We start from the raw sequence: 13,702 nt of genomic DNA, 5'->3' as shown, positions 1-13,702 counted from the left end.
GAACTAAATATGGATAACAAAAATAAAAAATCAATAAAAATCGAATTAGCTTCTCCAGAGACTATTCGCTCATGATCTCGTGGTGAAGTAACAAAACCCGAGACAATCAACTACAAAACATTAAAGTCAGAAAGAGACGGACTATTTGATGAAAAAATCTTTGGTCCAACTAAAAACTATGAATGTTTTTGTGGAAAATATAAAAAAGCCAACCCAATGAACAAAGGAAAAGTTTGTGAACGTTGTGGTGTAGAATTAACTGAATCAATTGTTCGTCGTGAAAGAATGGGACATATTGAATTAGAAGAACCAGTCACTCATATTTGAATGCTAAAAGTTGCGCCTTCAAGAATTGCTGCTGTTTTAGATTTAAAATCTAAAGAGTTAGAAGAAGTAGTTTACTTTGTTAGTCACGTTGTTTTAGAAACAGGTGATTTAAAACAATTAAAAGTTGGTGAAGTCTTAGATCTTGGATCTTCAAAAGCGCCAAAAACTCGTGAAAAACTAGCTAACTTAATTAAAACTGTCATCGCTTCACTTGATGATGAAACATCTCGTGATTACCGAAAAGCAACACGTTTATTAGAAGAATTAGATAACACAAGTGTGCCATTTTCAATCGATGAAGCAACTGCTTTAATTGCAAAACACACAGGTGCTAAATTTGGAATCGGGGCAGAAGCGATCGAATATCTATTAAAAAGAATCGATATTCCAAACACAATTATTCAATTGAAAAATGAATTACGTGAAAAAAACGGAACTGCTGAACAAACTAAAATCATGCGTCGTTTAGAAGTTTTACACTCCCTAAATAAATCAGGAGCGAAAGCTGAATGAATGATTCTACGTGTTTTACCAGTTATTCCACCAGACATCCGTCCAATTATCCAATTGGACGGAGGACGTTTCACAACTAGTGAAATTAATGACCTTTACCGAAGAATCATTATTCGTAACGAACGTTTAAAGAAAATTAAAGAAATGGGCGCACCATCAATTATTGTTAACAACGAAAAACGTATGTTACAAGAAGCTGTTGATGCCTTATTAGATAACGAACGTAAGCCTCGTCCAGTGACTGGAAAAGACAAACGTCCATTAAAATCATTAACATCAATTCTAAAAGGAAAACAAGGACGTTTCCGTCAAAACCTTTTAGGAAAACGTGTCGATTATTCAGGTCGTTCAGTAATTGTTGTTGGTCCAAACTTAAAAATGTACCAAGCCGGAATTCCTCGTGATATGGCAATTATTTTATTCAAACCATTTGTTGTTCAATGATTACAAGAACACGAATTTGCTGAAAACGTTAAAGTTGCTGAAAGAATGATTCAACAAAATGATCCAAAAATTTGAGAAGCTTTAGAGCAAGTAATTAAAGATCGTCCGGTCCTATTAAACCGTGCCCCAACTCTTCACCGTTTAGGAATTCAAGCCTTTGAACCTAAAATCGTCAAGGGAAAAGCGATCCGCTTACACCCATTAGTAACCACTGCATTTAACGCCGACTTCGATGGGGACCAAATGGCTGTCCACGTTCCAATTACTAAAGAAGCAATTGGAGAAGCACGTGCTTTAATGTTAGGTTCAAATGCAATTTTGGGACCAAAAGATGGTAAAGCAATTGTAACTCCAACTCAAGATATGATTCTTGGAAATTACTATGTAACTCAAGAAGAAAAAGGTCTTTTAGGAGAAGGAATTATTTTTGCCACAGTTGATGACATCAAAACTGCTTATGCGACAGAAAGTATTGCTTTAAATGCTTTAATTGGAATTGCTGTTAGTGCATTACCGGGGTTAAAATTCCCAGCAAGTGCTCATGATAAATACTTATTTACAACTGTTGGTAAAGTTTTATTTAACGAAGTCTTTACCAAAGACTTCGCCTGAATTAACTCACCAGTTATTTTCGGAGCTGAAACTGAAATTGAAAAATACTTACTACCATTTTCAACTGATATTAATGAATTCATTAAGACTTATGAAGTTAACCAACCAATTAAGAAAAAAGAACTTTCATTAATTATTGAAAAATACTTTGGAATTTATGGAGCACGTAAAACTGCTGAAATGTTAGATAACATGAAAGACTTGGGATACTTATTCTCAACTAAATCAGGAGTTACTATTTCAGCCGGTGACGTTGTTGCTTATACTGCTAAATATGATGAATTTGAAGCAGCTGATGAAAAAGTGGCACAAATTACTGATTTCTACCACAAGGGAATGCTAACTGCCACTGAGAAAAAAATTCGTGTGATTGAAGTTTGATCAAGTTTAAAAGATCAAATTCAAAAAGAATTAGAAGTAATTTTACGTCAAGATACTAAAAACCCTGTCTTTGTGATGGCGGATTCTGGTGCTCGTGGAAACGTTTCTAACTTTACTCAACTTGTAGGGATGCGTGGATTGATGAACGATACTAAAGGGGATATTAAAGAAATCCCAATTAAATCATCATTCCGTGAAGGACTATCGGTGTCTGAATACTTTATTTCAACGCATGGTGCTCGTAAAGGGATGGCCGATATTGCCTTGAAAACTGCCGATTCAGGATACCTAACTCGTCGTTTAGTTGACGTTTCACAAGAAATTGTTGTTTCACGTGAAGACTGTGATTCAATCACAGGCTTCAAAGTTTCAGCGATTGTTGATACAAAACATAGCAATACTATCGTTCCAATTAAGGACCGTATTATTGGTCGTTACACATTCAAAGATATTGAAACTGACAATGGGGATATTATCATTCCAAAAAACACTTTAGTAACTAAACAATTAGCTGAATTAGTGATTAAACATGATGTTAAATCAGTTTATATTCGTTCAGTCTTAACTTGTGATAACACACATGGTGTTTGCCAAATGTGTTACGGAGTGAACTTAGCAACTGGAGATGTTGTAAAAATGGGAGAACCAGTTGGAGTTATTGCCGCCCAATCAATTGGAGAACCCGGAACTCAACTTACAATGCGTAACTTCCATACCGGAGGGGTTGCTGGGGATGCTGATATTACCCAAGGACTTCCACGTATTAAAGAATTATTTGACGTTACTACTCCAAAAGGGTCAGTGGCCATCATTTCGCAAATGGATGGTGTGGTTAAAGAAGTTCTTGATGATGATGGAGTTTACACAATATCTGTTGAAAATGACCAAGAAATCAAAAAATACCACACACAATTCCAAGCAGTTGTGCGTGTGGCTAAAGGTGATCAAGTTTACAAAGGTCAAAAACTGACAGAAGGAGCAATTAACTTACGTGAATTGCTAGAAATTGCAGCTGTTGTTGATGTTCAAAACTACATCCTAAAAGAAGTGCAAAAAGTTTACCGTTTACAAGGAATTGAAATTTCTGATAAATATATCGAAATTATCATTAAAGAAATGTTAAACAAAGTGCGTGTTCTTGATGGAATGGACTCTGATCTATTACCTGGAGAAATCATTACTAGCCAAGCTTACAAAGCAAGTGTTGCTAAATCATTAATGGAAGGTAAACGCCCAGCGATTGTTAAAACAACAATCTTCGGAATTAAAAAAGCTCCATTAGAATCTGAATCATGATTATCATCTGCTTCATTCCAAGATACAGCCCGTGTGTTGTCAAAAGCCATTATTAGTGGAAAAGTTGACAAACTACAAGGATTAAAAGAAAACATTATGTTAGGAAACTTAATCCCTGCCGGAACTGGATTAACTGGTGCTGAAGAAGTAATGAGAATTGGTGAAGAATACCATAAAAATGAATATTAAAATTAGACAACTTAATCAGTTAAACATTTTAAAATTCTAAAATACCACTTTTGAGAAACCCTCAAAAGTGGTATTTTTTGTATTTTCTCAACAAATAATTATTAAAATTCTAAAAAAACAGCTTGATTAAATTTAACACTCACTTATATGATTGTCACAATAAAAGTCTAACAACACAAATAAAATTTCTATTTTTCAATTTTTTGTTGATTTATCTCTATTTTTTAAAAATATTTCTTATTTTTTTTTCAATTTTTCAATTTTTCATTTTTAAAAGTGTATAAAAAAATTATAATAAATCCAAAAGGAGGGTGTTTTATGATTTGATCATTAACCGATTTATATAAGAATTATTTCTTTTTTAAAATATCAATATTAACTAAAGCACAATTCTCTTGAATAGTTGAAAGAAAGATTAAAGAATAGAGGTGAAGGGCTCCTTGTTAATTGTAATTACTTAAAATTCAATAGATATTAGAAGCAATAAAACCAAACAAAGTTTTAAAAAGTTTTGTTTTAAAAACAAAATAGGAAGGAAGAAACTTTTATGAAAACATTAGTTAGCATTTTTCCTACTTTAGCAATTTCTTCGTCTGTTGTTACAAGTTTTGCACACGCAACACCCAAACAACAACAAACAGAAATGAAAACATCACAAATAAACAGTGAGTCAAATAGCATTAAAAAAATATTTTTAAAAATAGAAATATTGATCAAATTACACAAGAAAATAATATTAATATATTGATTGAAAATGTTTATTTGAATCAACAAGTAATTAAAGAAATAGTGATAAAAATTTTTGATAATATCAAACAACAAGTTGGCATCAAAGACATTAATTCACCAGCAACATTAATCAATCCACAAAACAATTTGTCATTAACTTCAACCAAAAATATAAGTAAAGCATATTTATTGAATTATATTGAAGCAGCAAAAAAAGAGTCCATTAAAATTTTAGATGAAATTAACAATAAAAATATTCCAACAAATAGCACACTACCCTATTTTAAAAATAATTATAAAAATTTTAATGACAATTATGAACGAATAAGCATAAGTTTAAGAAGACCTGCATGTTATGAAGGAATGACCGAAGCTGAATGTAGTCAATTTATAAACGATTTTTATGAAAAAAAATGAGAAAGAGAACACCCATCAGCAGCTGGGTCTAACAAAGAAGAAGAGACAAAACCCCCAATTACTAATAGAGAATTACTTAAAACATTAAAAACAGCCCGTATAACCTTAATAGGAATATCTACAGGTGCTGCTATCGCAGCAGCAGGATTTGGTGCATTGGCATTTGCTTTCGGCATAACAACTATTTGAGCTGTTGCTTGCACTACACTTAGTGCAGCAGCGGGTGTTGCTGCTTCAGCAATCACTTCTGAAATAACAGTATTAGAAAATGGACCTTTGAGCATAGATGAAAAAGCTCAGTTATCATTAATAATGAATATGGCAAAAATACTTAAAACTTTTTTAACCGTAAGTAGTGCAACATCAATATTTTACCCAGCATCTCTAGCAGCGGTTGCTACAATAAGTGCTATAATGCTTGCATTAGAGTTGGGTTAATGACTTTAAAAGTAGAAAAAACATTTTTTTAATTAATCATTGCTAATCAATTAAAAAATTTTTGAAAAGGAGAATAGAAATGGCTGAATCGACTATATTTGTATGTGTTGCATTAGACCTTGCGTTTTTTGCATTTTCCGTTACTTGAGGATATGGCAATTGAAAAAAAACATTAATTTATGATGTGTATAAAAATTTAATAGATTTTTCCAAATTCCCATTATTTTTTAAAAAAGCAAAATGTAAAATATTAATTTGCAATTTGGTTTGTTTTTTTCTAACATTAATAGCTTACATAATTTCTGGTTACTATTTTTTTATTATAAATAAAGAACATGCATTTAAAAATGAAGTGATTTGATTCTTTGTCATTAGTTCAATTGGATGAATGCTTTATATTGTAATTACCGCTTATTTTTATTTAAAAACAAGCAAAATCATTGCTTCTGCTACTCATATCTATGATATTCATGATCCTGAATTAGAAAATAAATGAAATCAAGAAAATTTTAAAATGGATATAAGTCATTACCAATTAAATGAAATTACTTTAATTCCAAATGCAGGTTTAAGATATCTTAGCTTTAAAAAACAGTTGGATATTGAAACCAATATATATAATAAAAAGATTCTCAAAGCAAAAACACCAAATAAAAAAATTAAACTCTTCCTTGGCTATTTAAGAATTTATGGTTTATTTATTTGAAGAATGGAAAAATATAGTACAGGCTGAATTGTGATAAATGGTAAGACGGTTTATATAAATGAATTAAAAAGAGCAGTAATCCAAAACTTCTTTTATTATAAAAATTTAAATAAAGAACCCGAAGCAAGATAATTTATAAAAATGTAGAAAGGAAAAAACAATATGATTTTCACTTTAATCACTTATTCCGTTTTATTAATACTTTGTATTTTTTACACTATTTTGTATTCAAAGGGTGATAGGTTAAAAAATAAAATAGTTTATAACATGTTTGAAAAAGAAATAAATTTTAAGCAATTGCCTTTCTATTTTAAAACAGTTCAATGAAAAAACTTAAGTTACTATTTGATGTTTATGTTTTCATCTTCATTAATCTTCATCATCTTTACTTGTTCGACATTTTTTTTAAGCAAAATAAAAAATGAAGAATTGATAATTTACCTATCAATAAGTATTGGTTTTTGGATTATACATCTATTAGTTAGTCTATGATTTTGATGAAGAAACAACAAATTAATGTGGTCTCAAAATAAACTATATTTTAATTATGAATGCGAATTAAAAAATAGATTATCCTTAGATAATTTTAAGTTCAATATTAGTTCTAACAAACCTCATCTCATTACTTTAAAAAACACTAATTGATGAATGATGTATTTGTTTTTAATTCCAACATATGCTTGATTTTTTCCATATTCTTCTTCAAAAAATATAATTAAAATGTTCGAAGCAAAACTTAATTTTGATTTCAAAAAATGTCAGAAGAAGCTTATGAAGTTAACAAATAAAAATAGAGAAATTCAAGAACTTAAGATTTTTATTACTTATTTAAAAAATGTTAGTCTTTTCATTTTTTGAATGGAAAAATTACATTTTGATAGTGTCATTGTCGATCAAAAATTAATGTACTTATCTGAGTTTAAAAAAGTTATCATTGAAAACTTCTTTTATTATAAAAATTTAACAGAAACACAAAAATAGTTTTATTTTAACTCATCAAAGTTAACCCATAACTTTGTTGAGTTTTTGTATTCAATATCTTTTGGTTTGGGAATAAATAATTGATAATCTCTATGATTGATAGACTTTAAAATTTGAAGAATTAAAATAAAAGTAGAAGCAAAGAATGTGGTAACTTAAGTTTAATCATTTAGACTACTAATAATGAGTTCTTTCGATTGTTATTATAAATGAAAAAATGTTATGCATTTCACATTTTAACAAATTCAGTAAATGTTGATAAAAAATGTTCTACAGAATCATAAATGTTTCCAAAACGGAGAAAAAATTTACTTTTAACTCACCCATTCAATGATTCTGTCGGAGCATTATGTTTAAAACCGGCATCTGACATTGAGTGTGTTATTTGGTGTCTTTTTTTGTGTACAAAGTTAAAGACATTTTTATTAACAAAAGCTGTTCCTTCATCAGATTGAACAATCATTTTTTGATTATTCTTTTTAGCATACTTTTCAATCATATCTAAAATTTTTAAAGCAGAATTAGAATTTTCAGTAGGATTAAAATGGTGGCCAACAATTCTCGAATTTGACCAATCATAAGCAATCATGCAATTTTGTTTGACCAACTTATTATTGATAAAAATTTTAAATTCTGTCCCATCAATACCAACAACATTTTCTAATTGAAAATTGTCTCTGACCAGATCATCTTTACGGTATTTTTTATTTCTATTAATCCCCGCATAATTTTTCTTTTTACGTTCAGCACTTGGCATTTCAAGCTTGTTTTCTTTGCGTATTTTAGCAATTACTTTAACTGATATATGAGTTTGAAAATTAGCAATAATCCATTGATTAACGGTTTTTGACCCTGTTGCAAGACCTTTATATGCATCAAAACAAGCTTGAATTAGGTCTTGCGCACGTGGATCAACTTTACTTTTGTATTTTTGTAATACCAAATCATTTTGTAAACTGTCGCCTATTTTTACACTAGAAATTAATGAATTTCTGTTAACTCATTTATGATAACCTGCTTTTGACACATGAAAGTAATGGCGCATTTTATGAATGCTAATTTCAAATTTAAAAGAAAATTCATAAATTGTCGAAAAAACAAAATGTTTATAAATTTTTGTCTTTATTATTGCCAGATTCGCCTTCTTGTCTTTCATCAACATGATCAGTATTTGTTGACTCGTGCAAGAAGGCATGGATTTTTCCAAAATCTCATATTTTGCATTTGCTAATAATGCTACTTCCTCCGCTTCTGCCAATTTCTTTCTTAAAACATTGTTTTCTTTTTCAAGTTTTTTTAGTTCGGGGTTTTTAAATTCTTTTTTTAACTTCTTAGCCATCTTCATAACCTCACAATCCATCGGATTTCTTCCGATGTTGTAATTATTATCTATGCTTTTTTTCCAATTATAAACCAATTGGGCTCCAGACTTTAAATTATATTTTAAAGCCAATTTTTTTGGGTGTGCTCCATTAAGATATTCTTGAACCACTTTGATTTTCAAATCCCTATCATAGTGTTTATATTTCATATTTTATCCTTTCTTGCGAAAGAACCATTATTGTGTAAAAGTAAACTTACGTTATGTTATTCTTAATTTAATTTAAATTTTTTTATCGTTATTAAGCAAAAATGACACTTTTCTAGTTCTTTTTTTTCGCATGCAAAACACATCTAACTTTGTAAAACAATCTCTTTAATGTCTTTGATTTGTAGAGTTGCTCTGACAATATTTTTTATTTTTAAATTGAAAAATGGATTTTTTTTCCAATAAAATTTACAAAAAGGGAGTCAAAATGATCAATTTAACAAATGTTCAATATAGTTATAAAAAAAGGAAAGTCTTAGATGTAAAAGAATTAATTATCAATGATGGTGAAAAAATTGCAATTATGGGATTAAATGGTTCTGGGAAAACTACTTTAGTGGAGTTAATCTTAAATTTAAGATCAAAATATGAAGGTATTTTTAAATGTGATACTGATTACATATATAATGCCGTTTTTCAGGAATCGAGTTTTCATGCAGACATTAGTATAAAAGATATATTTTATTTGTATTGTAAATTATATAAAATTGAAAGAAACCATGATGAATATTTTAAAAACTTTCAATTATTAGAAGTGGAAAATAACCAATTTAAAAAAATATCTGGCGGTCAACAACAAAAATTTAAATTTTTAATTGCATTAATTAATGATCCAAATTTTTTAGTTTTAGATGAAATTTCAACATCATTAGACTATGAATGAAGAGTCAAAATTATTGACATAATTTATGAATATGTTTTTCAAAATAAAAACATCACCTTATTATTGGTTTCTCATAATCCTGAAGAAATTGCTAAAATTTGTGAACGCATTCTCATTTTAAAAAAGGACAAATTATTCAAGACATTAAATTACTTGGTAACTATGAAGATAAAATAAAGCAAATAGAACAGTTGGTGCGCAAAAATGTTTAAAATAGAATTAATAAGAATTATTAAAACACCAATTAATTGAATTTTTAGCGTTATTTTGCCCATAGCATTAATGATCTTGTTTGGTTTATTATTACAAAAAGATTTTTTAAATTATGGAATTATGGCTTTGGTCTTATTGGTCTCATTAACTAGTACAATTATTCCAATTAGCATTTATATTTGTTCAGATAAGATTGAAAAAAGAATTAAGCATTACTTAATTATTAAAGGGGCAATTACTAAATACACAAGCGCTTTATATTTTGTAAACTTAATTATGTTTGAATTTGTTGCTGTGATTTTGTTTTTAATAGCATTATTGGGTTTTAAAATTCAGGTTGATTACAAAACAATATTAATGCTAATTAGCTTTTCTTTTATTTCTTACACATTAGCTTTTATTATAGCAATAATATTGGGCCCATTAATTAATTCGATTAATGCAATAATTCCGTATTCAATGTTTATATTTTATGTATTGATATTCATTTCTGGAATTACAGTGCCACTTCAAACAATGATGGATCAATATTTCTATATTGAAGTTCTAACTCCATTTGGGTGTTTATATATGTTTTATAGCTATGTAATTGCAGCAATTAGTTTATCTTCTACACAATTAATAATCACTTTTATAAGTATAGTCATTTGAATTATATTCTTGCTTTATTTATTTTATGTTTCTTTAAAAATGTATCGAAAATAGATGACAAAGTGACACTTGTAATTTCATTTTCTAATAATTATTTGTCATTTTCCGACAAACATATGTTGTTCCAACTTAAAATTTAAAAAGTAGGATAATTCATATTTATTTCACATGTTAAGGATGGAAAATTATCTGGGCGTGGCCTATTTGATGATAAAGGTTACACAATGATAACAATAAAACTTTTGGATTTATTTTAATTCTTCAACATTTCACAATTTAAAGAATTAAAATATAAGTATAAATTATTAGTCATCATTCGATTAATAACTTTGAAAAAATAGTAATAAATAATAATTCTAAAAAATAATCATATTGAGTACTTAATATAATTAAGTTTTTTAGCATAGAAAGGTAATTATGAAATTAATAGTTTTACTGGGGTCTGGTTTATTAATGGCCAGTCCAGTTAGCGCAACACTACCACAAGTTGTGGTAAAACAAAATGAAGGATCAAAAACAAACAATAATGAAAATGGTTATTTAGATAAAATAACCAAAATTATGAGTAATGAAATTAATGAAAAAAATCAAAAACAAATTAAACAAATCTTTTTAAATTCAATTGTTAAAGAAAATGATTTGTTAAAAATTGATAGTAACAAAATCAAGCAAATGCAAAATCTTAAACTTGAAAAAATCTTTTCAAGTAAAGAATTTTCTAGTATTTTAAATGAACTGTATGCTTCTAAAAGTATTGTTTATCAAAATAATCAATTTGAATTTAAAAATCAAAAATTATTGACAACAACAAGAGGGTTATGAATTGAGACATATTGGTATTGATTTGGTTATTGTAAATTACATTTAGATAATCAATTAACCACCGATTTGGCAGACGCTTTTAAAGAAGTATATGACCCACTTGGATCAATTGGGGCTGTACTTTATATCATCCCCGAATTTACAACCTTAGCCCCAACCATGGGTCCGGCTTTGTTTGTATATGGTGGAACTGGTTACATAAATAGTGTCAACTCACTTCATAAAGGTATTTGGTTTGGAACATATGGGTTCTTATCATTTGGATGAGCCGGTCCTTGAACAGAACAATAATCAATTTTAATTATTAGAATGCACAGCATCTTAAAACATAAAAAAACAAGCACAATAGTGCTTGCACATTACAACAATAAAGTTGCACGCGTTTTTCCTAAAAAGGAATACGCTTCTTATATCCCCAACAAACCATTGGTTAATTTAATAATATCATTTTAATTTTCGGTTCACAAAAAAGTATAAGGGTAAAAAGTAGGGAAACCTACTTTTTTCGATCTTAAATGCTGATTTGTTAAAAAACAAAATTAATACTTTTAAGAAGTTTTTTTATAGGTCTAAACCTTCAATTCCACCATTTAAAACATAAACATTTAAATAACCACGTCGACGAAAAGCTCTGGCAGTCATTCCCGAACGGTTCCCAGCATTACATAATGTAATTAATTTGACATTTTTATCCGGAAAATAGTGTGTCATCCGGTCAACAACTTCAGGATAAGGGATATTAATTGAGTTGGGAAATTTTTGCAAGTATTTTAACTCTTGTGGGCTTCTCACGTCAATAACTTTTCACCCTTGTTCTAATTTTTCATAGAATTCTCTAGCAGTAACATAATCTTTCATACAAATACCTCATAATTATTTTAACTCTATTCTTTTTATTTTCTTTTATTGTTAAAATACTTGTAATGGAGGTTTTATGAAAGAAAATATTTATATTACAAACGATCATACTGGTGTTGAAATGAAAAATGCCCTTGTTAAGCATTTAAGAGAACAAAATTATCATGTGGTTGATCTTGGGAACAACGACGGAATCACGAGTAATTACGCCGAATTAGGAATCGAGTTAGGAAAAAAGGTCGTTGAAAATCCCAACAGTTTAGGAATCACAATTTGTGGAACTGGAGTTGGGATTTCAATCGCTGCTAACAAAGTTAAAGGTGTAGTTGCTGGTTTGAGTTATGAAACTCAAACCGCTGAATTAATTAAAAAACATAATGATGCCAATGTCATATCATTGGGAGCAAGGTTAATTGCTGATGATAAAGCAATTAAAATTGTTGATACATTTTTAAAAACAAAATTTGAAGGTGGACGACACAAAGAAAGAGTAGAGGTTTTAAAAAACTATGCAAAATAAAGAATTAAACCCATTGCTAAAAGAAGCAATGAACAACGAATTAAAAAGACAACAAAACCATATCGAATTAATTGCTTCAGAAAATTTAGTTTCTGAAGCGGTATTAATCGCCAATGGATCAGTTTTAACTAATAAATATGCTGAAGGAATGCCTTTTAAAAGATATTATGGAGGTTGTGAATTTATTGATCAAGTTGAACAATTAGGAGTGGATACAGTTAAAAAATTATTTAATGCCGATCACGCCAACATTCAACCACATTCTGGTTCACAAGCTAACGAAGCAGCTTATAAAGCGATTTTAAAACCAGGAGATAAAGTAGTTTCAATGTCATTAAATGCTGGTGGGCATTTAACTCATGGTTTCCATTTAAATTTTTCTGGAACATTATATGATTTCAAATTTTATGGAGTTAATAAAGAAACAGAAGAAATTGATTTTGCTGAAGTCGAAAGAGTTGTTTTAGAACACCAACCAAAATTAATTGTGGCTGGTGCTAGTGCTTATTCAAGAATTATTGATTGAAAAAAATTCCGTGAAATCGCTGATAAAGTTGGAGCAATGTTCATGGTTGACATGGCCCATATTGCAGGATTAGTAGCAACAGGGCAACATCCAAATCCAATGGAATATGCCGATATTGTGACAACAACCACACACAAAACTTTACGTGGAGCTCGTGGGGGAGTTATTTTATGTAAAGAAAAATATGCAAAACAAGTTGATTCTGCAGTTTTTCCAGGTTCACAAGGTGGACCTTTGGAAAACCAAATTGCTGGAAAAACTCAAGCTTTATTAGAAGCTTCAACTCCAGAATTTGTTGAATATGGAAAACAAATTATTAAAAATTCAAAAGCCATGGAAGAATCATTCCGCAAAAATGGTATTTATATGTTAACTGGGGGAACTGATAATCACTTATTAAACTTAGAAGTTAAAAGTGCTTTTGGGGTAACCGGTCGTAAAGCTGAAAAAATTCTTGAATCTGTTGGAATCATTGTTAACAAAGAGTTACTTCCATTTGATGAAGAAACACCATTTAATACATCAGGAATCAGAGTTGGGACACCAGCAATGACAACACGTGGATTCAAGGAAAAAGAATTCACACAAGTTGCTGATATCATTGCTGCTGCATTAAAAGATCACTCAGAAGAAAATGTTAAAAAATTAGCAAAAGAAGTTCATGAACTTTGTGCAAAATTCCCAATTTACACAGGAATTAAATATTAATAAAAATGAAAAAAAGATCACTCTTTGGTTTAATAACCAAAGATTTTTTTGTGCAAAATTTACCTCTTCATAATAAACCTAAATTGTTTTAAAAACAAAGTAATTTTATCAGCGAAGAA

The 13,702-nt window shown here is 29.2% G+C and carries 11 protein-coding genes; 9 read left to right on the top strand and 2 right to left on the bottom strand.

What is annotated here, in order from left to right; all coding sequences use genetic code 4:
• The first annotated feature begins 9 nt into the window (after window positions 1-9).
• The 4 genes from rpoC (at window position 10) to ELUMI_RS00620 (ending at window position 7,033) form a co-directional block, all read left to right on the top strand.
• Window positions 10-3,762: a DNA-directed RNA polymerase subunit beta' gene (rpoC, locus tag ELUMI_RS00640; protein WP_025734413.1), complete on the top strand. Its 3,753-nt coding sequence runs from the start codon at window positions 10-12 to the stop codon at window positions 3,760-3,762.
• A 762-nt stretch (window positions 3,763-4,524) separates the two neighbouring features.
• On the top strand, window positions 4,525-5,346 hold the full coding sequence (locus tag ELUMI_RS00630) for a hypothetical protein (protein ID WP_156921422.1): 822 nt from the start codon (window positions 4,525-4,527) through the stop codon (window positions 5,344-5,346).
• Window positions 5,347-5,407: 61 nt separating this feature from the next.
• Complete coding sequence (locus ELUMI_RS00625; protein ID WP_156921423.1) at window positions 5,408-6,184, top strand: hypothetical protein; 777 nt, start codon at window positions 5,408-5,410, stop codon at window positions 6,182-6,184.
• A gap of 639 nt (window positions 6,185-6,823) precedes the next feature.
• Window positions 6,824-7,033 carry a hypothetical protein gene (locus ELUMI_RS00620; RefSeq protein WP_100618527.1) on the top strand — a complete coding sequence of 70 codons (210 nt, stop codon included), beginning with the start codon at window positions 6,824-6,826 and terminating at the stop codon, window positions 7,031-7,033.
• 220 nt (window positions 7,034-7,253) lie between these two features.
• Here the strand turns inward: ELUMI_RS00620 and ELUMI_RS00615 are convergent, their stop codons facing one another.
• Window positions 7,254-8,564 carry a hypothetical protein gene (locus ELUMI_RS00615; RefSeq protein WP_025734418.1) on the bottom strand — a complete coding sequence of 437 codons (1,311 nt, stop codon included), beginning with the start codon at window positions 8,562-8,564 and terminating at the stop codon, window positions 7,254-7,256.
• A 265-nt stretch (window positions 8,565-8,829) separates the two neighbouring features.
• On the opposite strand from ELUMI_RS00615, the gene ELUMI_RS00610 reads away from it, so the two are divergent.
• From ELUMI_RS00610 to ELUMI_RS00600, 3 genes are all read left to right on the top strand, one after another.
• The gene (locus tag ELUMI_RS00610; RefSeq protein ID WP_025734419.1) at window positions 8,830-9,462 is read left to right on the top strand and encodes an ATP-binding cassette domain-containing protein; all 633 of its coding nucleotides are present in this window, start codon (window positions 8,830-8,832) and stop codon (window positions 9,460-9,462) included.
• Window positions 9,463-9,489: 27 nt separating this feature from the next.
• Complete coding sequence (locus ELUMI_RS00605) at window positions 9,490-10,203, top strand: ABC transporter permease (protein WP_025734420.1); 714 nt, start codon at window positions 9,490-9,492, stop codon at window positions 10,201-10,203.
• Between the two features lie 363 nt (window positions 10,204-10,566).
• Window positions 10,567-11,262 (top strand): hypothetical protein, encoded by a 696-nt coding sequence (locus ELUMI_RS00600; protein ID WP_025734421.1) that lies wholly within the window; start codon window positions 10,567-10,569, stop codon window positions 11,260-11,262.
• A 270-nt stretch (window positions 11,263-11,532) separates the two neighbouring features.
• On the opposite strand, the gene ELUMI_RS00595 is transcribed toward ELUMI_RS00600, so the two are convergent.
• Window positions 11,533-11,829, bottom strand: a complete 297-nt coding sequence (locus tag ELUMI_RS00595) for a rhodanese-like domain-containing protein (protein ID WP_025734422.1) — start codon at window positions 11,827-11,829, stop codon at window positions 11,533-11,535.
• A gap of 76 nt (window positions 11,830-11,905) precedes the next feature.
• Between ELUMI_RS00595 and ELUMI_RS00590 the strand changes: the two genes are divergently transcribed.
• Window positions 11,906-12,349: an RpiB/LacA/LacB family sugar-phosphate isomerase gene (locus ELUMI_RS00590; protein WP_025734423.1), complete on the top strand. Its 444-nt coding sequence runs from the start codon at window positions 11,906-11,908 to the stop codon at window positions 12,347-12,349.
• Window positions 12,339-13,583: a serine hydroxymethyltransferase gene (locus ELUMI_RS00585; RefSeq protein ID WP_025734424.1), complete on the top strand. Its 1,245-nt coding sequence runs from the start codon at window positions 12,339-12,341 to the stop codon at window positions 13,581-13,583. Before ELUMI_RS00590 ends, ELUMI_RS00585 begins: the two co-directional genes overlap by 11 nt.
• The last annotated feature ends 119 nt before the right edge of the window (window positions 13,584-13,702 follow it).

Source organism: Williamsoniiplasma luminosum (genome assembly GCF_002803985.1).
Lineage (GTDB): Bacteria > Bacillota_I > Bacilli_A > Mycoplasmatales > Mycoplasmataceae > Williamsoniiplasma > Williamsoniiplasma luminosum.
Note: the sequence above shows the minus strand (reverse complement) of the source record. Positions and strands in the feature narration are given on the sequence as shown.